The organism is Geoalkalibacter subterraneus (assembly GCF_000827125.1).
Taxonomy (GTDB): Bacteria; Desulfobacterota; Desulfuromonadia; order Desulfuromonadales; family Geoalkalibacteraceae; genus Geoalkalibacter_A; species Geoalkalibacter_A subterraneus.
The window spans coordinates 60,826-80,406 of sequence record NZ_CP010311.1 but is presented as its reverse complement, the minus strand read 5'-3'; the positions used below and the strand labels follow the sequence as shown (position 1 = coordinate 80,406).

The window sequence follows — 19,581 nt, the reverse complement described above, 5'->3', positions numbered from 1 at the left end:
AGATCCGTTCAGTGTGCACCGTTGGAAAAAACGATCGCCAGATAGAACAGGCTGAGCGCAAAAATGATCCAGAACGCGGTACGGTAGCCGGGCACCGGTTCGTGGGCGAGTATCTTCCTGGGTTCATCCTTGTTTTGGTCGGCATGCGCCATAAAAATGCTCCATTGACCTGAAAGGCAGTATCGTTGGTGTAAATCTTTCTGATCAGGGGGCCAACGCCTGATTGATCAGGCTGATAAAAAGATCCGGATAGAAAAAGAGGGCCACCGAAATCAGGGCGGTCACCGACAACGGGACGAGGCAGAGCAGCGGGGCCTCTTTGATGCCCCCGCGGTTTTCCTCTCCAGCGGGCATGATGAAAAATCCGCGATAGACGATGGGGAAAAAGTAAGCCGCATTCAGCAGTGAACTGACGATCAGCACCAGCAAAAGAGCGAGCTGTCCGGCTTCCACCGCACCCAGCAGCAGGTGCCATTTACTGATGAATCCCCCCAGCGGCGGCAGCCCGATAATACTCATGGATCCCAGCAGGAAGGCCAGATAAGTCACCGGCATCTGCCGGCCCAGGCCATCCATCTGACTGATATATTTTTTGCGATGGGCAACATAGATCGCCCCGGCGCAGAAAAACAGGGTGATCTTGCCGAAGGCGTGCATGGCAATATGCAGGGTGCCGCCCAGCATCCCGGAGGCGGAGAGCATGCCGGCGCCAAGCACCATGTAGGAGAGCTGCCCTACGGTGGAATAGGCCAACCGCCTTTTCAGGTTATCCTGCGTCAGGGCGATCAGCGAGGCGACCAGTATTGTGATGGCCGCCAGGGTCGTTATAACCGCCCCGAGGTCAAACTTCCCCAGCTGTTCGGGACCGAGGATATGATAGATGACCCGCAGAATGGAAAACACACCCACCTTGACCACCGCGACGCCGTGCAGAAAGGAACTGACCGGAGTCGGCGCCACCATGGCCGCGGGCAGCCAGGCGTGCAGCGGCATAATCCCGGCTTTTGCGAAACCGAAAACGAACAGGAGCAGCAGCACCGTCATCAGCTCCGGGCCGGCCACGCCGGCCAGGATGCCGCCGCTGCGAAAATCGAGAGTTCCGGCCACCGCATAGGTCACCAGCATGGCAGGCAGGGCCAGACCGATGGAGGTGCCCAGAATGTAGGTCAGATATTTGCGCCCGGAAGCCCGCGCCTCCAGATTCTGTTCATGGGTGACCAGCGGATAGGTGGAAAGGGAGAGAACCTCGTAGAACAGGTAGAGCGTCAGGAGATTGCCGGCGAAGGCCACGCCGATGGTTGCACTGATGGCGACGGCGAAACTGGCGAAATAGCGGGTCTGATCATGCTCCTTGAGACTGCGCATGTACCCGATGGAATAAATCGAGGTCAGAATCCACAGAAAAGAGGCGACCAGGGCGAAGGACACCCCCATGGCGTCGACCCGCAGTTCAATGGGGACGCCGGGGAGAACTTCTGCGATCGTAAAGGTGTAGGACACCCCATTGAGCACTGCCGGAACCATCGAGGCAACCAGCAGAAACTTGGTCAGCGCAATGAGCAGAGTCCAGGCCTCGCGCACATTGGGAGTACGCCCCGAAAGGTAGATGGGGATCGGACCGAGCAATGAAACAAGAACCGCGGCCAGGGGTAGAATGCTATGCGCGTTCTGCATGGTCGACAACAAACCTCGGAAAAGGGAAAAGGGCTGCTCTCCGGGCTAAAATCCCGCCGGGAGCGCCAGACGGATCACATCCTTGACGATAAGGCCCGAACCGAAACCGACCACCAGCAGGGCCAGGGCGGTCAGAACCAGCGGACTGAGGATCATCAGGGGTGCCTCGGCAACGCCATTGCCGTGTACCGCTGCATGATCCTGCTCCTCCAAACGGAAATAACCGATTTCAATAATGCGGAAAAACAACACCGCATTCACCAGGCTGCTGACCACCAGGGCGATGACGAATCCCCACTGGTCGGCCTCCACCCCACCCAGGATCAGGTACCACTTGCTGAAAAAACCACAGGTCGGAGGCACGCCGATCATGGAGAAGGCCCCCAGGGTAAAGGCCGCCATGGTGATCGGCATCTTGCGGAAAATTCCGGTCAGGTTCTCAAAACGGGTATCGCCGATTCGGTAGGCGATGGCCAGCACGGCCAGGAACATGCACAGGGTCATGATGGCATCGTTGACGATGTGAAGCACTGCGCCGGTCAAGCCCGCGGAATTGGCCAGCCATGCACCACCGACCATGTAGCCGACTTCGGCAACGATGATATAGGTCAGCATCCGCTTGAGATCCCGCTGGGCCAGGGCCAGAAAGGATGCGCAGACAATGGCCCCGGCAGAGACCCAGACAATGGTGCTCTGCACCGCGGCATGCTGGTAAAAAGCGTAATCAACGGAAAAAACGGTCAGGATGATGCGCAGCATCAGGTAGACCGTTACCTTGGTCATCAGCGGCGCCACCACCACGGCGACCGAGTTCGGAGCATGACTGTAGGCGTTGGGGAGCCAGCTGTGCAAGGGGAAAAACGCCATTTTCACCCAGAATCCCACCAGCAGGAAGGCAAACGCGGTGGCCACCGCCACCTGCCCCTCGAGACCGGGCAGAATCAAAGCAATGTCCGCCATGTTGAGGGAGCCGGTGAGAATATAGAGGTAGCCGACCCCCAGCAGATAAAAGCAGGCGCCGATGGTGCCCATAATGATATAGTTGAAGCTCGACAGCGGCGCCCGATCGGGCCCCATGGCGATCAGGCCGTAGGTGGTAATGGAAGTGATCTCCAGCAGCACGTAGAGGTTGAAGGCATCGCCGGTTACCACCAGCCCCAGCAGGCCCGCGATCAGAATCAGCAGCAGGGTGAAAAAAAGATAGTCCTTGCCCGGCAATTCCTGCTCGACGCTTTTTACCACCGACACACAGGCCACCAGCGCCACCGCCGCAACCACCACCAGCATCAGGCCGGACAGGGGATCCACCACCAGCTCGATGCCGAAAGGAGCGCGCCAGCCGCCCATCACGTAACGCACCGTGCCCTCGCGCAGCACGCGGGCCAGCAGCACCACAGAGGCGATCGTACTGAACGCCAGGGAACCGAGCACCAGCGGCGCGATCCAGGCGCGGGACAGGCGGCCGAGAAGGTTGACGGCAAAGGCGGCGAGCAGCGGTACCGCAATCACAAGTGCAGGAAAATTCTCGAGGATCATTGGCGGATTTTCTCCAGGATTTCGTCCTCTTCCAGGGATCCGTATCTGCGGTGAATGCGGATCAGCAGCGCCAGAGCCACCCCCGTCACGCTCACCGAAACGACAATAGCGGTCAGCATCAGCACATGGGGCAGGGGATTGACCACCGTCGAAGCGTCAACGCCGTGCTTGAGCACCTCGTACTTGTCGACGATGGCAACTCCGGCATCACGCTTGACCCCGGTGGAAACGAAAAAAAGGATGATTGCAGTCTGAAAGATGTTCATTCCCAGCAACTTCTTCACCAGGTTGTTCTTGCCGATCATGGCGTAGAAGCCGATCATCATCAAAACGACATAGATCCAGTAATTGTATTTGGCGATGACTTCGTTCAGCAGACCGTCCATACTACAACCCCTCATCCATGTCACCGGCGGAGCTGATATCCCAGAACAGGGAGACCATGATGCTCATCACGCCAAGCCCGACCCCGACCTCGACCAGAAAGATGCCGAAAGACCGCCATTCGATGGGATCCATCGGAATCACAGCGGCAAGGGCACTGTAGTCCAGCAGGTAGCCGCCCACGATGGTGCACAGAGCCGCCACCCCGGTAAAAATCAGCACGCCGATATTGGCGATCAGGGCGTTGCAGCGCTCACTCATGCGCTCCATGGTTGTCGGAAGATCAAAAGCCAGGGCCAACAGGATGAAGGAGGCCCCCAGAATGACGCCCCCCTGAAAACCGCCGCCGGGGCTGTAGTGGCCGTGCACGATGACATAAAGGCCGAACAACTGGATAAAGGGAACCATGATGCGCACAGACATCTCGATAATCAGGCTCTCGCCCAGGCGCCGGTTTTCTGCGCGATCCTGCACAGTCTTCATTGGCGCGACCTCCGCAGCACGGCGATGACCCCGATCCCGGCACAGTAGATAACCACCAGCTCGAACATGGTGTCGTAACCGCGGTAGTCACCCAGAACGGCGGTCACCAGGTTGGGAACGTGGGTTTCAGGAATCGCCTGCTCGATAAAATACTTCGACAGGTGAGTATTGGCCGGAGATTGCGGGTCGCCCCAGGCGGGGAAATCCTTGGTCCCGTAGAGCAGCAAAGCTCCGGTCACGATGCAGGCAAGCCAGGCAATCGCTTTCAATCCTTACTCCTTCGGCTGGTTCGCAGAATAGCGGCAATAAACAGCACGGTACTGACGCCGGCGCCGACCGTCGCTTCGGTAAACGCCACGTCCACCGCTCCCATCTCCGCCCACAGCAGACACATAAGGAAACTGTACACCCCGAACACCACCGTGGCGGCGAGCAGGTCCCGCACCGCAATTGTTCCGATCGCGCAGATCACCACCAGCGCCAGAATGAGCAGATCAATGGGCCAGGTCATGAGCGCCTCCCGCTTTTCCTGGTCCAGGGGGAGACTCCAACCACCAGTGCTGCTTCCGTCAGGGCGTGAGTCGCCGTCGGGCTTGCAACAAAAACAAAGCCTGCGATCATCATGATCTTGATACTGACCAGAACACTTCCCAGCGAGGGATCGGACAGGTTGTAAAGCGCCACCGCCAGCAGCACCAGCTCGGAGGCCAGAGTGTCGCATTTGCCGGCGGCATGCATGCGGGTGTAGAAATCGGGGAAACGAAGAATTCCAACAACGCCAACGGCAAAGAAAAACAGGCCGAGGGTCAGCAAAACAATGGTGATGACGTTCATTCAGCCGCCTCCTTCCCTTCCTGCAGATCGCTGTCGAGGTGAACACTCCGTCTGCGCAGGAAATACTTGGTGGCTCCCAGGGTCGCGATGAAGTTGAGCAGCGCATAGGCCAGCGCAATATCGACAAACATCCCGACATTGCCGTAGATCAACCCGATCAGCAGCAGCAGCACGGTGGTCTGTGAACCGATGACATTGCCGCCGAGAATGCGGTCAAGCACTGTTGGTCCGGTAACCACCCGATAGAGACTGACCAGAATCAGAAGCAGCAGCCCGATTCCGAAGGCCATAAAAATGTCGGCCATTACAGCGGCTCCTTTTCAAGCGCGGCGGCCACCTTTTCTTCCATGGTGCCGGGCAGCGACTCGGCCGTGCTGCGGGTTAACGCATACACGGTGAATTCATCATCGTGAACGCTTACGGTGATCGTTCCAGGCGTCAACGTGATTGACTGGGCAAAGGACACCCTGGAAACAGGTCTTTTCAGGCGGGTCTTAAAACGGATCAACTGGGGATCGATCAGATCGAGCATACGGGGGTGCAGCACAATGTAAGCAACCTGCACGCTGGCCAGAACAATTTCCTTCAGCAGATAGGGCACATAAAAGATCCACCCGATAAAATGCCGGGTGAAGGAGCCCACGCTTCGGTTGACGAAAAGGAGGTCATGACTGAAATGTGCGACCAGGAGGCAGGAGAGAATCCCCAGCGACAGGTGAAACCCGTCGAACATCCCGGACAGGACCGCCCAGAAGACAAACATGATCAGAAAAGTGGCAAACTTGGTCATCTAAAACCACCCTGGTCCACCCGGCAGTTGTCTCGACATTAAATCCGAAACTCAGACCGGAAAAACAAGAAGATAAGTTCCCTCCCGAACCTCGGCAGAAAGCAGAACCCCTTGCCGCACGAAAGAAAAGTGTGTCAAGGATTAGCATGCTCCCCAAAAGGTGTCAAGGCAAACCGGTATCCCCCTAGAGCCTCTTGTTCATTGGCTTCTTTTCTTTTATAATCGTGTTTGTTTCTTAACTGCGCCGGAAAATTCCGTCTTTTTAAAACATTGTTTCCAGAGAGGTGTGATGAATCGAAAACTTAACGCAGCCAGCATTCAGTTCAATATTTCCCTTGGCGATGTCGACACCAATCTGAAGAAAGCACTGTCGGCCATCGACCGGACCAGGGATCGGGGAGCCGAACTTGCCGTACTTCCAGAGATGTGGAGCACTGGATACGACTACAAAAACCTGCCCCGACTTGCCCTGGAAACGCCGCGGGTCATTGAAGTCCTCCAGAAAAAATCGGCTGAGCAGAAAATGGTGTTGGTCGGCAGTCTGCCCGAAAGCGAAAACGGCCATATCTACAATGCCGCCTATGTCATCGACCAGGGTGAAATCAAAGGGACTTACCGCAAACTGCACCTTTTTTCCACCATGGGGGAGGATCGCTTCCTGTCCGCCGGAGACAAAACCCTGGTTGTCCCTACCAGCGCCGGACGCCTCGGCATCGCGATCTGCTACGACCTGCGTTTTCCGGAGCTGTTCCGCAAAATGGCGCTGGAAGGGGCCGAAATCCTCTGCCTGCCTGCGGAATGGCCCAAGCCGCGCCAGGAGCATTGGCGGACTCTTTTACGTGCCAGAGCCATTGAGAATCAGCAGTTCGTGGTCGCCACCAACTGCTGCGGGGTGCAGGGCAAGCTGGATTTCTTCGGCATGAGCCTGATCATTTCTCCCTGGGGAGAGATCCTGGCAGAAGGCGAAGAAAAGGGTGTCGAACTGTTTGCTACCCTGGATTTTCAGGAGATGATCGATTTTCGTAGCAAGATCAGGTGTTTTCAGGACAGAAGGCCGACCGTTTACGGGACTCTGCCCTGACGAAACGGCCCTGTCTGTCAGAAAAAAGAGCCAGCCGCAAACGATGTCCGCGAGTGGCCCTTTTTTTTCACAGGAGAGCTGTGCTGAGCCTGGACTGAGCGCCTGTTGTTAATGCCCCAATTGCTGAGCGTTCTGGCGGTAACGTTCAGGGACCTCGTTGAGATTTTCGGCAAAATGAAGCGCTCCCTCATCATCGACATAGACATAGGAAGGGCCGGCGGCCGGCGGCGCAGGTTGCGTGCCCTCGTTCCCTGATGCGGGCGGCGCCGTCTGCTCCCCGCCCAGGCCGATCAGGCGCGCGCGGAATTCCTTGTAGAAGCTGTGCGCCTCGCGGTAGCCCGGCACATCCAGGTCTACCCGCAGCAGTGCCTGGTCGGCGGCGACCAGCAGCACAACGAAAACAACACCCCAGAAGATAAAACGAACGAGTTTTTTCATAATTCCTCTATCAATGCTCGTGGCCATGGCCGTTCGAGTCGGGAGACCGGTGATGAAGCTGCTGAAACAGCGGCACGGTCTCGCAACGACTGCATTCGCCCTGAAGGGTACTGTGGCTGATCGAGTAGTCCCGCTCGAGCATATCCCCAATCTCGGCGATAATCCGCCCCTGCTGCGGGCGCTGCTCCGGCTCGATGTCGACATGGGCGGACAGGGAGGAGATGTGGGAGCAGATCGACCAGCAATGGATATGATGTACGTCGCGCACCCCCGCAATCCCCTTTATGCTCTCGACCACCTCGCCGATATCGATATGGGCCGGCACCCCCTCGAGCAGAATATGGCCGGCCTCGCGAATGACGCGCACCGCGCCCCAGCCGATAATCAGGACGATGAAGACGGAGATCAGTCCGTCGACAACATACCATCCGGTCAGCATCATGACCAGCCCGCCGGCAATGACCCCCACCGAAGCGATGGCATCGCCCAGCACATGCAGAAAAGCGCTGCGGACGTTGAGGTCATCACGGGAGTGGCCGTGCAGAAACCTGGCGGCCACCAGGTTCATGACCAGCCCGATCGCGGCAATAATGAACATTTCCCGGCTCTTGACCGGCTCCGGCGCCTGCACCCGCTCCCAGGCTTCCAGCAGTATACCCACCGCCATCGCCAGCAGGGTCACGCCATTGATGAGGGAGGCAAAAATCTCCGCTCGGTGCCAACCGTAGGTGCGCCGGTCGGTGGCCGGAAGCCGCGCCAGTTTCAGCGCCGCCAGCGAAAGGACCAGCGCCAGCAGGTCCATGAACACATGGGCCGCATCCGCCAGCAGGGCCAGAGAGTTGGTCCACAGGCCGCCGATCACCTCAGCCAGCAGCGTCACGCTGGTCAGGCTGATGGCAAAAAGAAACCCGCGGCTGATATTGCGGTCGACGCCTTCATGGGCGGACATACGCATTCTCCTGTCGAAATCGGCTGGGAACGGCGCCATTCTAACGGTGGAGGTGCCTGCTGACAAGCAGATAAAAGCAATGCCCTGCCTCTTGTATTACAGATCTTTGTCCTTGCCCGCCACGTCCTTTTTTGTTAATTAAAGACCTTCGCCGTTTCCGACCAACCGAGCCGTTTCGCCCTCTTTCAGCTGGGCGTCAACGGCTCATGCGGCAGTGAAATCACCTGGTTCTATGTCAATGACTGCAAGAGGGGGGAATCAAACATGCTCGCCAAAGTTCTGTCCGGCGCCCTGTCGGGGATCGACGCCTACCAGGTTGAAGTGGAGGTCGATATCGCCCGCGGCCTGCCCCAGTTCGCCACCGTGGGGCTGCCCGAAGGGGCGGTCAAGGAGAGCAAGGACCGGGTCAAATCCGCCATCAAGAATTCCGGCTACGAATTTCCCGCGCGGCGCATCACCATCAACCTCGCTCCCGCAGGCATCAAAAAGGACGGTGCCGCCTTTGACCTGCCCATGGCGGTCGGCCTGCTCACCGCCACCGGACTCATCAAGGAAGATGCCGCCCGACGCTTTGTCATCATGGGAGAGCTCTCCCTCGATGGACGGGTCAAACCGATACGCGGTGCCCTGCCGGTGGCCATCGCCGCCGGCGACTGGCCGGTGGACGGCCTGATTCTGCCCCGCGAAAATGCCCGCGAGGGCGCTATCGCTAACAGCGTACCGGTCTATGGCGTGCACGACCTCGGCGAAGTGACGGCTTTCCTCAATGGCGAACGCATGATCGAACCGTGCAGCGTCTCTATTCCGGAACTGTTCGCCGGCGCAGACCACAACGGCGAGGACTTTGCCGAAGTACGCGGCCAGGAGCAGGCCAAGCGCGCCCTGGAGGTCGCAGCGGCCGGCTCTCATAATATCCTGATGGTCGGCCCGCCCGGCAGCGGCAAGACCATGCTGGCACGCCGGGTTTCCACCATTCTACCGGATCTGAGCTTCGCCGAAGCTCTTGAAACCACCAAGATCCACTCGGTTATGGGCCTACTCAACGAACAGCAGGCCCTGATCACCCAGCGCCCCTTCCGACACCCCCATCATACCATCTCCGATGCCGGATTGATCGGCGGCGGCAGCAATCCGCGCCCGGGAGAGGTTTCGATGGCACATAACGGTTTGCTTTTCCTCGACGAACTGCCGGAATTCAAAAAGAATGTGCTGGAGATGCTGCGTCAACCCCTCGAGGACGGCCAGGTCACGATTTCGCGCGCCGCCACCAGCCTCACCTATCCGGCCACTTTCATGCTGGTAGGCGCCATGAATCCCTGTTTCTGCGGTCTCTTGGGGGAATCCGAGGATAGCTGCTCCTGCACCCCGACCATGATCGAGCGCTACCGTCGGCGTCTGTCCGGGCCGCTGCTCGACCGCATCGACCTGCACATCGAGGTGCCGCGCGTGCAGCACAAGGATCTGGCCGACCCGGTGGATGGCGAATCCTCCGCCGTCATCCGCGCCCGGGTGGAAGCCGCCCGCGCCATTCAGCGCGAACGCCTCGCCCCCTTCAACCTCCACTGCAACGCCCGCATGCAGGCGCGCCACATCCGCCGCTTCTGCGCCCTCGATGACCAGGGGCAGAAACTGCTGGAGAGCGTCACCGATCGCCTGGGACTCTCCGCCCGCTCCTACGCGCGCATCCTCAAGATCTCGCGCACCATCGCCGACCTGGCCGGCCGCGAAAAGATCGCAACTGAGCATCTGGCGGAAGCCATTCAGTATCGGGGGCTGGACCGCAAGGTGGTCTGAAGTATTATCAGGTTTGCACAAGGCAAAAGGGGACCGGGCAAGCGAGTTCACTGAAAGGGAAAATTGACAGTGCAGTCTTTAAGTAATAAATCGAGGGGGTTTTGCACACAGGACTGAATGGCCTCTTCATCGGTCATTGAGAAAAAATCACCACGCTGTAGGGACCAATTGACAGTCTGGCGTGACAGGGCAGACCGTCTTTCTCTCCAGGTTCGGTACGGACGTCGGTGCTTGGATGATTGCGGAAATCGTCGTTGTAGCCCTGCCAGTCGCTGTTGAAGCGCAGCTTCCAGGCGCCTTGCGCCGGAAAACCGATGACGTAGTCATCCTGCGCCTCGTGATAAAAGTTGGCGACCACCACCACGTCATCCCCCGCCCCGCCCTTGTCCCAACGGTGAAAGGCGATGACCTTGCGCGCTTCGTTCAGGTGCGTGACCTGGGTGAACTGGCCGCACAGGCCCCGGGTGAAGCCGTCGCGGTTCAACCGCAGCCGGACCAGGTCGCGATAGAGCCGCACGATACCGTGAAATTCCTCGCACTGGTCCCAATCGACAGGCACCGTGTCGCGAAACCAGCCGCCTTCGAGGAATTCCTGGCCCTGAAAGATCATGGGGATGCCGGGGGCGGTAAAGACCATGGCGGCGGCCAGGGTTGAGCGTTTGCGCGCATGCCAGCCCTTGGGATCGCTGGGATTGATCTCCTGGGGAACGCGCTGCAGCCCGTTGGCCACTTCGTCGTGGGATTCGCTGTAGATGACCCGGTCGAAAGCGTCATCGTTGTAGCGGTAGCAGAGGGCGTCGCGAATTGCGGCGAGAGAGCGCTGCTCATCGGCAGGAGTGACCACCGCCAAACGAATCGGGTGGACGAACATGGCGTCCCACTGGGAGGCGAAGCCGGCACCTCCGGCGCCGACGTCCCTGGTGAGCCAGCGGTTGTTCATCAGGTCCTCTGCAATCAGGATTCTCCCGGGAAATTTGTGCGACACCTCGCTGTTGATCCACTGCAGCAGGCTCCAGCCCTCGGGCAGCACATGGTCGGTCCCATTGACGGTGCGGATGAACTGGGTGCAGTCGAAACGCAGGCCGTCCAGGTGGTATTCTTCCAGCCACATCATGGCGTTGTCGCGCAGATACTGCCGCACTTCGCCGCGACCATAATCGGGCCGGGTTTCCCCCCAGGGCGTATGGGCCCGCTCGTCGTTGTAGAAATAGATGCCGCCGCGACCGTTCTCGCTCCAGCCGTCGAATTGCCAGAGATCAAGATCGCTTGGCCCCAGGTGGTTGTACACCACGTCGAGGATCACCGCGATCCCTTCCTGATGGGCGCGCTTGACCAACTGCTTGAAAGCCTTCGGGCCGCCGTAGGTCATTTCCACCGAGAAAATGTGGGAGGGGTTGTAGCCCCAGGAGCGATCCCCGGCGAACTCGCCCACCGGCATGATCTGGATGGCATTGACGCCGAGCCTTTTCAAATGCCCGAGGCGCGCCGAAACCGAGGAAAAATGGCCTGGCTGGTTGATCTTTTCCTGATCGTTGAACGTTCCGATGTGCAGTTCGTAGATGACCAGCTCGTTCCACGACGCCAGCCGCAAGTCGTCTCCTTCCCAGTCAAAATACGTATCGTGCACAATGGCGTTGCCGACCGAGCTTGTGACTTCGCGGGCATAGGGATCGATGCGGTTCAGGGTGCCCTGCTCCGTGGTCAGCAGGAACTTGTACTCATCGCCGATTTTCGCCTTTGTCACATCCGCGTACCAGTAGCCGTTTTCCTCGGCGAGCATGGGATGGCTGTTGCCGTCCCATCCGTTGAAGGAGCCGACCACCGCAACCTGCCGTGCATGCGGTGCCCAGACCCGAAAAGCCACGCCCCCTGAGTGAGGGATGGCTCCCATCCCCGTGATTTTCCCCGTATCGCTCATGAAAATAGTGCCTCCACGTTGCGAAGCCACGGCCTCAATCGAGAGTGAAAAAGAAAGTTGCTCCCTTGCTTTTTTCACTCTCGGCCCACACCCTGCCGCCGTGGCGCCTGACAATCCTTTCTACGGTAGCCAACCCGATGCCGTGGCCTTCGACTTTGGTGCCGGGGAGGCGCTGGAAAGGAAGAAAGAGCTTGCCGGCCAACTCCATGTCAAAGCCTGGTCCGTTGTCCCGGACAAAACAGGCCTGTTTCCCGCAAGCGGAGGTTACGCCGAATTCGATCACCACCCCTTCGCGGTTGCCGCAATACTTGCAGGCATTACCGATGAGGTTATCCAGTACCACCCGCAACAGGTCCGGGTCAGCGTCGACCAGGATTCCCGGGGCAATGTGAAAGGTGTAACGGGGCGCATCGGCCGCCTGGGTCAGTTCGGCCACCACTGCTTCGGCGATGGCGCTCAGGTCGACGGATTGACGGCTCACTTCGCCGTTAGCGACACTGGAAAATTCGAGCAGAGTGTCTATGAGGCGGCTCATGGAAAGAGTGCCCTGGTAGACGTCCTCGAGATATTCCAGGGATTTTTCTGCGCGCTCCGCGCCGCTCAGACTTTGAATGAGCTGACAGTACCCGTTGATGGTCATCAGATGCTGGCGCAGGTCATGGGCGAGGGTGTAATTGAACGCCTCCAGATCGATGTTGGCGGCTTCCAGCTCGTCGCGGGCCTGGGCCAGTTGCGCATTCTGCATCTGCAGCTCGATCTGGTGGACCTGGAGTTCATGCACGAGCCGCAGCGCCTCCTCCCTGCTCGGCGGAGCCTGCACCCTGGTATTGCTCAAGCGCACCTGCTCTTCGGCTTGATGGCGCAGTTCCAGGAATTCGTCCGTCGGTTTTTCGGGTCGGTTGACCGCCATGCATCCTCCACCTGAGTCGGGTTTGATCAGTCTTTTCAGCCTCTATTTTGCAGGCTTCTCGGCATAGTGCCTCGTGCAGTTAGTGCCTCGTGCAGTTAGTTCCTCCTGTTCATTCTAAGCAGTTTTGCCTGCCGGCAAGGGCACCGGACATCAGCGAACGACCAAGTCGTTTTTCACCGAGACGACCCCCTTGACGCCACGGGCAACTTCTGCTGCTTTTTTGACGCTCTGGGCAGAATCGACAAAACCGCTGAGCTGAACGACCCCTTTGAAGGTCTCGACATTGATCTGCAGACTCTTCAGGTCCGGTTCAGCAAAAATTGCGGTTTTGACCTTGGTGGTAATAACTGTGTCGTCGATATACTCGCCGGTGCCTGATTTGGTGTCCGTTGAGGCACACCCCATAAAAGCGGCGATCACGACCAGGCAAACCATCAGTTGTATGATGCGCTGTAATTTTAACATGGAATTTTCTCCTTGCTGTTGGTGGCCCTGATGGAACGGGTGAATACATCACCGGGAAGGTCCGCCAGGGTTCGGGTTATTCTGCCTGGGGGCTCTTTCCGTTCAACCCCCGGTGATTGGTGAGACAGAAACTGCCGCGCTCCGCTGTCGGCGAGTTCCGCATTGCTTCAATCGCCTCCACACCGACGGTGGAGGCGATGGTGTTGAACCTGATCTCCGGCGGCTTTTCCAGAAGGCTCATGGCTCCGACCAGAACGCAGAAAATGACCGAGCGCACATGGTTTTCAAGATCCTCGCTGGTACGCCACTCCTCCCTGAAAAAAAGTGTGTTTTCCGCTTCAATATCCACGTAGCAGTTGCAGCTCAGGCACCCCTGCTCTTGACGGATCGTGTCGAGGCTCGCGCGAAGAGTCTGCAGAAATTCCTTACGTTTCTCAGGCGGCACCGTGATTTTGATGGTGGCATCGATCATGGTTCTCTCTTTGTGTCGTGCATGATCCTTTGTGTCGTGCATGATCGCTCTGGTCGGAGAGCCGCCCGTACTGCTCCGGAACCATCTACAGTCTGCCGGTCAGCATAAGCAGCAGAAGAATCAACAGAATCAGCGCCAATCCACCGCTGGGGAAGTAGCCCCACTGCCTGCTGTGGGGCCAGGTCGGCAACGCACCCAGCAACAGCAGGACCACGACGACAAGGACAATGGTTCCAATCATGTGGCTCCTCCTTTTCTATGGGGTTGCCTTTTCAGACTCTGCGCCCCTGGATAAAGCCGACGACCACAACGACCAGGGCAATGACCAGCAGCACGTGAATGAACGAACCGAGCGTGTAGCCGCTCACCAGGCCCAGAGCCCAGAGGACGATAAGAATTACAGCAATAGTCCACAGCATGAGATACTCCTTTCCGACAGCGGCTGCCTCCCGGCAACAACCATCCAGTCGTACGTTGTTGGTTTTGTGTTGGTTTTGCTTCAACCTCCGAATGCCCCCTGGGACCGAGGCTCTCGTTATCGCATAGCCGTCACATTTAACGGGCCCGGCTGCAGCTATATCAGGATCGGCAGTCTCCGATGGGTCTTGCTGTGGCCGGCGAATACCCTGGAACAGGACAGGCCGGACTCACTATTCGCCCAGATCCCTCTTCACTTCACCGACTTTGCCCTGAGCTTTACCGGCCATTTTCTCGGCCTTGCCTTCGGCCTCCAACTTTGAATTATCGGTGAGCTTTCCGGTCACTTCCTTGACCTTGCCTTTCATCTCGTGCAACACACCTTGCGCCTTATCCCTGATACCTGATTTCATAATGTCCCCCAATCGCTGATCGTGGTTGACTTCCCCCTCCTCGAAACATTCCGCAAGTCCTGAGATCTCATTATTTTCGTTCCAGTATGCGACCTTCTTCATCCGAAATGATGACCTCGACGCGCCGGTTACGCTGTCGACCTTCGGCCGTATCGTTGCCGGCTACGGGGAACTCGACACCATAACCCCGGGTCACGAGCCGGCGCGGATCGACTCCTCTGGCCACGAGGGCACTGCGTTCGGAGCGGCGCAGGTTGTATCCCACGGCTCCGGTACTGTCGGTAAGCATTCTATAAATTACTATCGCAACGAACGTGCCGCCCGAAACCTGCGGATTCATAGAGCGCAAGATGTTGATTATAAAAGAGAAAGTGTAAATTTCCTGGAGGGTCGGAGGGAAAGCCGTCAGCGACAGCCGTCATACTTGCCATATCCGTCAGATATGGCGGGCGAGAATGAGGCGGGAGGATCGTGCTGATTAACGCTGGATGCCGTATTTGCGCATGCGGGCACGCAGAGTGCTGGGGTTGAGGCCCAGGAGGAGCGCCGCGCCTTTTGGGCCCTCGATGCGCCACCCGGTCTTCTGCAGCACCTGGACGATGTGATCGCGTTCCAGATCGCCGAGGGATTTGAGGTCTTGTTCCTCCTCGGGTTTGCGGAAAGCATCGAACCGGTCGAGAACCTGGAGGACGGGGCCCTGGCTGGTGATGACCGCCCGCTCGATGACGTTTTCCAACTCCCGCACGTTGCCCGGCCAGTGATAGCGCAGGAAAAGTTCGAGGGTTTCTTTCGGGACGGTGTCGATCTTCTTGCCGGTTTTCTTGGTGTACTTGGCGACAAAATACCGTACGAGCAGCTCGATGTCGTCAGTGCGCTGTCGCAGAGGCGGGATGGTGATGGGAAAAACGCTGAGCCGGTAGAAAAGGTCTTCGCGGAAGCGGCCGGCGCGGATTTCTTCTTCAAGGTTGCGGTTGCTGGCGGCGATGATGCGCACGTTGACCTTGAGGGTGCGGGGGCTGCCCAGCCGCTCGAACTCGCCGTCCTGAATGACCCGCAGCAGCTTGACCTGCAGCTCCAGCGGCATTTCGCCGATTTCGTCGAGAAAGATGGTGCCGCCGTCAGCCAGTTCGAAGCGCCCCATCTGGCGGGCGTTCGCGCCGGTGAAGGCGCCCTTTTCCCGCCCGAAAAGTTCGCTCTCGATGAGGTTTGCCGGCAGTGCCGTGCAGTTGACGGTGATCATCGGCCGGTCTTTGCGCGCACTGCGGTTGTGAATGGCACGAGCGACCAGCCCCTTGCCGGTGCCGGTCTCGCCGAGCAGCAGCACGGTGGCATCCTGCGGCGCCACCTGTTCGACACGGAAAAAAACGTAGGACATGGCATCGCTGTGACCGATGATCTCGCCGAAGTCGTACTCTCGAGAGACCTCCTGCTGCAGGTGAACGTTCTCCGCCTGCAGCCGCTCGGAGAGCTGCTGGATCTGGGAAAAAGCCTCCTTAAGCGATTCCTTCGCCCGCTTGTGCTGCTCGACTTCCTGCACCAGATGTGCGTTGGCCTGGGTCAGCTCGGCGGTGCGCGCGGCGACCGTCTCCTCCAACATCGCCTGGGCCTTCTTCAGTTTAAGGCGCAGCTTGCGGTTATCGGTGTCGTCGATGATCGAGGTCAGGACACGGCCGTCCAGACTTTCGCTGGCGTCCACCGAGGCGCTCTGCAGCAGGCCGTGGAAGCGGGTGCCGTCAGGCCGTCTGAGGGTAAGTTCGCAGCACTGAACCCCCTCGCCGCGCAAGACCTTTTCGAGATGAGCGGCAAAAGCCGCCCTCCCCTCGTCCTCCTCGATAAATCGGCTTAGAATTTTACCGACCAGCCGGCTTCGCTCGATGCCCAGCAGCTGCGCCCCGGCCAGATTGGCCTCCTGGATGCGGCCGCGCTGATCGAGGATGAAGTAGCCTAGGGGGGCGAAGTCGAAGAGTTCGGCGTATTTGGTGTGCGCGACCTCAAGCTCCTCGCGGGCGCTGCGCAGTTCGACGTTCTGCATTTCAAGCTCGATCTGGTGAACCTCAAGCTCATGGAGCAGGCGCTGCGCCTCAGCCAGGTTCAGCGGTGGCGGTTGTGCCGCGGTCTTCGCACGCAACTGCGCCTCAGCCTCGCGGCGCAGCCGGCCGCTCGTCGCCAAGGGTTTGTTGTTTTTGTCGATGGCCAAAGCTAGCCGCCCCCCTCGAACTGATGTTTGAGTTGTTCGACCTGTCCGCGCAGTTCGTTCTCCAGTGTCTTGGCCTCGGTGATATCGGCAAAGGTGATCACCACCCCGCCGATGACGTCGTCAATGGTGCGATAGGGCATGATGCGCACCGAAAACCAGCGTCCGTCGTCGGTGGCAATCTCCTTTTCCGAAAAGACCAGGGTGCGCAACACCGCCTCGGTGTCTTTGGCCATCTCGGGGTAGAGCAGGTCGCTGGTGATGTCGGAGAGGGGACGCCCCACGTCGCCGGGAATCAGTTTGAAGATTTTTTGAGCCCCTTCGGTGAAGCGTCGCACATGGAGGTCGTTATCCAGGAACACGGTGGTGATCTCGGTGCTGTTGAGCAGGTTGCGCAGATCGTCTTCGGTCCGGGTCAGCTCGTCCATTTTGGACTGCTGCTCGGCGTTGACCGTCTGCAGTTCCTCGTTGAGGGACTGCATTTCTTCCTTGGAGGTGGTCAGCTCCTCGTTGGTGGACTGCAGCTCCTCGTTGGCAGACTGCAGCTCCTCGTTGGTCGACTTGAGTTCTTCCTGCGAAGATTGCATTTCCTCGCGGGTGGTATGCAGCTCTTCACGCAATCGCGCGACTTCCTGCTCCAACTCTGCGATCCGGGCATTGTCGGCTGCAGGTCCACCGGCGGGGCCGCGCGTTTTATTCTTCGGCGGCTCCGCCACGTCGTGAAAGACGATCATCACCATTCCGCGCAGCGCTTCAGGTTCCTCGATCGTCTTGAGAGTGACGTCCAGGGTCTGGCTGCCGCCGTCGGTGCCGACCTTGAGTCCTCTGAGGGTAATGGGCTCTTTTTGTCGGAGCACCTTGTGGAAGGCGACGCCCAGATCAAAATTGATCCCCTGGCGAGCCATGGCGAAAATGTTCCAGTTGGCCTTGCCGGCCGCCGGTTCGAGGTACTTGCCGGTGCGCCCACTGATGTAGAGGATATCGCCCTGGTCGTTGACCAGCACGGCCGGCGGAGAAAAATGCTGCAGGAGCAATTGGTCCGCAAGCAACTGAAGGTTGGATGCAGCTTTCACCTTGGTTGGCTCCTTGGCGTCCTGCGCCCTGGGGGAAACAAACGAAGCGGGGAAATCCACCGGGGCCACCGGCAGGACCGATTCCCGCCGCCGGAAAAGGCGCAGTTTGAGATTGATGGGAGTAAACAGATCGGCGGCGGCGCTGACGGCTTCGGCATTGCCCAGAAACAGGATGCCGTCGGGTTTGAGGCTGTAGTGAAAGAGCGGCAGAAGTTTTTTCTGCAGCTCCGGCATCAGATAGATCAGAAGGTTGCGGCAGACCAGAATGTCGAGCTTGGTGAAGGGAGGGTCCATGATGACGTTCTGGGTGGCGAAGGTCACCATCTCGCGGATTTTCTTGCCGATGCGGTAGCCGTCCTCCTCCTGGACAAAGTACCGGCGCAGGCGCTCGGCGGAAACATCAGCGGCAATATTGGCAGGATACCAGCCCCGGCGGGCCTTGTCGATGGCGTCCTGGTCGAGATCGGTGGCGAAAATCTGGGGTTTGAAATCCTCCCTCGGCTCAATCTCCGTGAGCGCCTCATGGCAGACGATCGCCAGCGAATAGGCCTCTTCGCCGCTGGAACAGCCTACCGACCAGGCACGCAGACCCCCACCATCCGGGCGCTTTTCGAGCAGGGCCGGCAGCGCCTCGGTGCGCAGCAGCTCCCAGGCTTCCGGATCGCGGAAAAAATTAGTCACCCCGATTAGCAGCTCCTTGAAGAGCAGTTCCACCTCCTGGGGATTGTGTTGCAGATAGCGGACATAGTCGGCGATTTTGCCAAGCTGGTGAATGCCCATGCGCCGTTCGATGCGGCGGCGGATAGTGTTTTTTTTATACAGCGAAAAATCCTGGCCGGTTTTGTTCCGCAACAGGATGACGACCTTTTCCAGGGCGCTCTGATCCTTTTCCTCCAGCGGGGGTTCGGAACCGGCAAGGGTGCGGGCATGACGCAGGTAATCGATGATCTTGCCGGGCAGTTCCTCCGCCGGCGCGACCAGGTCGGCGAGGCCGGCGGAAATGGCGCTGCGGGGCATGCTGTCGAACTTGGCGGTGGCCGGATCCTGCACCAGGACCAGGCCCCCTTTTTCCTTGATCGCCTTCAGCCCCAGGGTACCGTCCGAGCCCATGCCCGAGAGAATGACACCGATGCTGCGCTCCTGCCGGTCTTCGGCCAGGGAGCGTAGAAAAAAATCGATGGGCAGGCGCAGGCCGCGGGGTTCGCTCGGCTCAAACAGGTGCAGCGCGCCGTGCAGGATCGACATGTCCTTGTTGGGCGGGATCACGTAAACGCAGTTCGGCTTGACCTGCAACCTGTCCCGGGCCTGAAAGGTTTTCATCCCGGTGGTGCGCTGGAGCAGTTCGGTCAGCATGGCCTTGTGGGTCGGATCGAGGTGCTGGATGATGACAAAGGCCAGACCGCTGTCTTGCGGAACCTGCTGCAGAAACTGCTCCAGCGCCTCGAGCCCCCCGGCGGAGGCGCCGATGCCGACGATAGGGAAAGGAAGCTCCCCGGCCTGTGACAGATCCTGGTTTGCGGCAACCTGATCTCGCCGGTTGCTTTTTTTGTCCGTATTCAGGCTCTGCCCTCTCATTATCCGTCCACCTTTTTTGTTTGCGCCCCAGCTTGATATGCTCACCCATGGAAGTGGCGGCTTAAATCAAAATAAAAGGTAGAAGGGGCCTTTCATAGGAAAGGTATCATCTTTCTGGCAAAACCCAAGCTCAAAGCATCAGTTGCTGCCGTGTTGCCATGTTCCATTTCATCCGCATGCA

At 58.8% G+C, this 19,581-nt stretch carries 24 protein-coding genes; 2 read left to right on the top strand and 22 right to left on the bottom strand.

Annotated features, from left to right (window positions below):
* Positions 1–8: 8 nt before the first annotated feature.
* The 10 genes from GSUB_RS19295 to GSUB_RS00360 are packed head-to-tail and all read right to left on the bottom strand — an operon-like array spanning position 9 to position 5,701.
* Positions 9–152 (bottom strand): hypothetical protein, encoded by a 144-nt coding sequence (locus tag GSUB_RS19295; RefSeq protein ID WP_158414012.1) that lies wholly within the window; start codon positions 150–152, stop codon positions 9–11.
* Positions 153–204: 52 nt separating this feature from the next.
* Positions 205–1,674, bottom strand: coding sequence for a monovalent cation/H+ antiporter subunit D family protein (locus tag GSUB_RS00395; RefSeq protein WP_040198611.1), 1,470 nt, complete (start codon positions 1,672–1,674; stop codon positions 205–207).
* A 45-nt stretch (positions 1,675–1,719) separates the two neighbouring features.
* Positions 1,720–3,210: a complex I subunit 5 family protein gene (locus tag GSUB_RS00390; protein WP_040198609.1), complete on the bottom strand. Its 1,491-nt coding sequence runs from the start codon at positions 3,208–3,210 to the stop codon at positions 1,720–1,722.
* Entirely contained in the window at positions 3,207–3,596 is a 390-nt protein-coding gene (locus tag GSUB_RS00385; RefSeq protein ID WP_040198607.1) for a cation:proton antiporter subunit C, read from the bottom strand. The genes GSUB_RS00390 and GSUB_RS00385 overlap by 4 nt, the downstream gene beginning before the upstream one ends.
* Position 3,597: 1 nt before the next feature.
* Positions 3,598–4,077 (bottom strand): Na(+)/H(+) antiporter subunit B, encoded by a 480-nt coding sequence (locus tag GSUB_RS19580; protein WP_052464272.1) that lies wholly within the window; start codon positions 4,075–4,077, stop codon positions 3,598–3,600.
* A complete protein-coding gene (mbhE, locus tag GSUB_RS19575) occupies positions 4,074–4,346 on the bottom strand; it encodes a hydrogen gas-evolving membrane-bound hydrogenase subunit E (protein ID WP_052464270.1) in 273 nt (90 codons plus the stop codon). Before mbhE ends, GSUB_RS19580 begins: the two co-directional genes overlap by 4 nt.
* Positions 4,343–4,588, bottom strand: coding sequence for a Na(+)/H(+) antiporter subunit B (locus GSUB_RS00375; protein ID WP_040198605.1), 246 nt, complete (start codon positions 4,586–4,588; stop codon positions 4,343–4,345). The genes mbhE and GSUB_RS00375 overlap by 4 nt, the downstream gene beginning before the upstream one ends.
* Positions 4,585–4,911 carry a monovalent cation/H(+) antiporter subunit G gene (mnhG, locus tag GSUB_RS00370; RefSeq protein WP_040198603.1) on the bottom strand — a complete coding sequence of 109 codons (327 nt, stop codon included), beginning with the start codon at positions 4,909–4,911 and terminating at the stop codon, positions 4,585–4,587. Before mnhG ends, GSUB_RS00375 begins: the two co-directional genes overlap by 4 nt.
* Positions 4,908–5,216, bottom strand: a complete 309-nt coding sequence (locus tag GSUB_RS00365; RefSeq protein WP_040198601.1) for an MrpF/PhaF family protein — start codon at positions 5,214–5,216, stop codon at positions 4,908–4,910. The genes mnhG and GSUB_RS00365 overlap by 4 nt, the downstream gene beginning before the upstream one ends.
* Complete coding sequence (locus GSUB_RS00360; protein ID WP_040198600.1) at positions 5,216–5,701, bottom strand: Na+/H+ antiporter subunit E; 486 nt, start codon at positions 5,699–5,701, stop codon at positions 5,216–5,218. Before GSUB_RS00360 ends, GSUB_RS00365 begins: the two co-directional genes overlap by 1 nt.
* 289 nt (positions 5,702–5,990) lie before the next feature.
* Here GSUB_RS00360 and GSUB_RS00355 point away from each other — a divergent pair, with 289 nt between their 5' ends.
* Entirely contained in the window at positions 5,991–6,782 is a 792-nt protein-coding gene (locus tag GSUB_RS00355; protein WP_040198599.1) for a carbon-nitrogen family hydrolase, read from the top strand.
* 108 nt (positions 6,783–6,890) lie between these two features.
* Here GSUB_RS00355 and GSUB_RS00350 read toward each other — a convergent pair whose 3' ends face one another.
* Complete coding sequence (locus GSUB_RS00350; protein WP_040198598.1) at positions 6,891–7,220, bottom strand: hypothetical protein; 330 nt, start codon at positions 7,218–7,220, stop codon at positions 6,891–6,893.
* Positions 7,221–7,230: 10 nt separating this feature from the next.
* Complete coding sequence (locus tag GSUB_RS00345; protein WP_040198597.1) at positions 7,231–8,169, bottom strand: cation diffusion facilitator family transporter; 939 nt, start codon at positions 8,167–8,169, stop codon at positions 7,231–7,233.
* A 264-nt stretch (positions 8,170–8,433) separates the two neighbouring features.
* Here GSUB_RS00345 and GSUB_RS00340 point away from each other — a divergent pair, with 264 nt between their 5' ends.
* On the top strand, positions 8,434–9,963 hold the full coding sequence (locus GSUB_RS00340; protein WP_040198596.1) for a YifB family Mg chelatase-like AAA ATPase: 1,530 nt from the start codon (positions 8,434–8,436) through the stop codon (positions 9,961–9,963).
* Positions 9,964–10,096: 133 nt separating this feature from the next.
* On the opposite strand, the gene GSUB_RS00335 is transcribed toward GSUB_RS00340, so the two are convergent.
* From GSUB_RS00335 to GSUB_RS00300, 10 genes are all read right to left on the bottom strand, one after another.
* Entirely contained in the window at positions 10,097–11,881 is a 1,785-nt protein-coding gene (locus tag GSUB_RS00335) for an alpha-amylase family glycosyl hydrolase (protein ID WP_040198595.1), read from the bottom strand.
* Between the two features lie 34 nt (positions 11,882–11,915).
* Positions 11,916–12,791 carry a sensor histidine kinase gene (locus GSUB_RS00330; protein ID WP_052464268.1) on the bottom strand — a complete coding sequence of 292 codons (876 nt, stop codon included), beginning with the start codon at positions 12,789–12,791 and terminating at the stop codon, positions 11,916–11,918.
* Positions 12,792–12,941: 150 nt separating this feature from the next.
* Positions 12,942–13,256 carry a BON domain-containing protein gene (locus tag GSUB_RS00325; RefSeq protein ID WP_040198593.1) on the bottom strand — a complete coding sequence of 105 codons (315 nt, stop codon included), beginning with the start codon at positions 13,254–13,256 and terminating at the stop codon, positions 12,942–12,944.
* Positions 13,257–13,332: 76 nt separating this feature from the next.
* Positions 13,333–13,770: a putative quinol monooxygenase gene (locus GSUB_RS00320; RefSeq protein WP_235269860.1), complete on the bottom strand. Its 438-nt coding sequence runs from the start codon at positions 13,768–13,770 to the stop codon at positions 13,333–13,335.
* A gap of 43 nt (positions 13,771–13,813) precedes the next feature.
* Positions 13,814–13,969, bottom strand: coding sequence for a DUF3309 family protein (locus GSUB_RS18395; RefSeq protein ID WP_040198592.1), 156 nt, complete (start codon positions 13,967–13,969; stop codon positions 13,814–13,816).
* Positions 13,970–14,000: 31 nt separating this feature from the next.
* The gene (locus GSUB_RS18915; protein ID WP_144401898.1) at positions 14,001–14,147 is read right to left on the bottom strand and encodes a lmo0937 family membrane protein; all 147 of its coding nucleotides are present in this window, start codon (positions 14,145–14,147) and stop codon (positions 14,001–14,003) included.
* 231 nt (positions 14,148–14,378) lie between these two features.
* The gene (locus GSUB_RS00310) at positions 14,379–14,558 is read right to left on the bottom strand and encodes a CsbD family protein (protein ID WP_040201840.1); all 180 of its coding nucleotides are present in this window, start codon (positions 14,556–14,558) and stop codon (positions 14,379–14,381) included.
* Positions 14,559–14,628: 70 nt separating this feature from the next.
* Positions 14,629–14,847 carry an OmpA family protein gene (locus GSUB_RS18910; protein ID WP_144401897.1) on the bottom strand — a complete coding sequence of 73 codons (219 nt, stop codon included), beginning with the start codon at positions 14,845–14,847 and terminating at the stop codon, positions 14,629–14,631.
* Positions 14,848–15,036: 189 nt separating this feature from the next.
* Positions 15,037–16,755, bottom strand: a complete 1,719-nt coding sequence (locus GSUB_RS00305) for a sigma-54 interaction domain-containing protein (protein ID WP_040198591.1) — start codon at positions 16,753–16,755, stop codon at positions 15,037–15,039.
* A gap of 2 nt (positions 16,756–16,757) precedes the next feature.
* Entirely contained in the window at positions 16,758–19,400 is a 2,643-nt protein-coding gene (locus GSUB_RS00300; RefSeq protein WP_084211603.1) for a chemotaxis protein CheB, read from the bottom strand.
* Positions 19,401–19,581: the final 181 nt, after the last annotated feature.

Bases quoted from the DNA above. Each gene is read 5' to 3' on its own strand.
- GSUB_RS18395 (WP_040198592.1), bottom strand. From the start codon at position 13,969: ATGATTGGAACCATTGTCCTTGTCGTCGTGGTCCTGCTGTTGCTGGGT.
- GSUB_RS00325 (WP_040198593.1), bottom strand. From the start codon at position 13,256: ATGTTAAAATTACAGCGCATCATACAACTGATGGTTTGCCTGGTCGTG.
- mnhG (WP_040198603.1), bottom strand. From the start codon at position 4,911: ATGAACGTCATCACCATTGTTTTGCTGACCCTCGGCCTGTTTTTCTTT.
- GSUB_RS00350 (WP_040198598.1), bottom strand. From the start codon at position 7,220: ATGAAAAAACTCGTTCGTTTTATCTTCTGGGGTGTTGTTTTCGTTGTG.
- GSUB_RS00385 (WP_040198607.1), bottom strand. From the start codon at position 3,596: ATGGACGGTCTGCTGAACGAAGTCATCGCCAAATACAATTACTGGATC.
- GSUB_RS18910 (WP_144401897.1), bottom strand. From the start codon at position 14,847: ATGCTTACCGACAGTACCGGAGCCGTGGGATACAACCTGCGCCGCTCC.
- GSUB_RS18915 (WP_144401898.1), bottom strand. From the start codon at position 14,147: ATGCTGTGGACTATTGCTGTAATTCTTATCGTCCTCTGGGCTCTGGGC.
- GSUB_RS00300 (WP_084211603.1), bottom strand. From the start codon at position 19,400: ATGAGAGGGCAGAGCCTGAATACGGACAAAAAAAGCAACCGGCGAGAT.
- GSUB_RS19295 (WP_158414012.1), bottom strand. From the start codon at position 152: ATGGCGCATGCCGACCAAAACAAGGATGAACCCAGGAAGATACTCGCC.
- GSUB_RS00320 (WP_235269860.1), bottom strand. From the start codon at position 13,770: ATGCACGACACAAAGGATCATGCACGACACAAAGAGAGAACCATGATC.
- GSUB_RS00355 (WP_040198599.1), top strand. From the start codon at position 5,991: ATGAATCGAAAACTTAACGCAGCCAGCATTCAGTTCAATATTTCCCTT.
- GSUB_RS00340 (WP_040198596.1), top strand. From the start codon at position 8,434: ATGCTCGCCAAAGTTCTGTCCGGCGCCCTGTCGGGGATCGACGCCTAC.
- GSUB_RS00390 (WP_040198609.1), bottom strand. From the start codon at position 3,210: ATGATCCTCGAGAATTTTCCTGCACTTGTGATTGCGGTACCGCTGCTC.
- GSUB_RS00310 (WP_040201840.1), bottom strand. From the start codon at position 14,558: ATGAAATCAGGTATCAGGGATAAGGCGCAAGGTGTGTTGCACGAGATG.
- GSUB_RS00395 (WP_040198611.1), bottom strand. From the start codon at position 1,674: ATGCAGAACGCGCATAGCATTCTACCCCTGGCCGCGGTTCTTGTTTCA.
- GSUB_RS19580 (WP_052464272.1), bottom strand. From the start codon at position 4,077: ATGAAGACTGTGCAGGATCGCGCAGAAAACCGGCGCCTGGGCGAGAGC.
- GSUB_RS00335 (WP_040198595.1), bottom strand. From the start codon at position 11,881: ATGAGCGATACGGGGAAAATCACGGGGATGGGAGCCATCCCTCACTCA.
- GSUB_RS00360 (WP_040198600.1), bottom strand. From the start codon at position 5,701: ATGACCAAGTTTGCCACTTTTCTGATCATGTTTGTCTTCTGGGCGGTC.
- GSUB_RS00345 (WP_040198597.1), bottom strand. From the start codon at position 8,169: ATGTCCGCCCATGAAGGCGTCGACCGCAATATCAGCCGCGGGTTTCTT.
- GSUB_RS00330 (WP_052464268.1), bottom strand. From the start codon at position 12,791: ATGGCGGTCAACCGACCCGAAAAACCGACGGACGAATTCCTGGAACTG.
- GSUB_RS00365 (WP_040198601.1), bottom strand. From the start codon at position 5,216: ATGGCCGACATTTTTATGGCCTTCGGAATCGGGCTGCTGCTTCTGATT.
- GSUB_RS00375 (WP_040198605.1), bottom strand. From the start codon at position 4,588: ATGACCTGGCCCATTGATCTGCTCATTCTGGCGCTGGTGGTGATCTGC.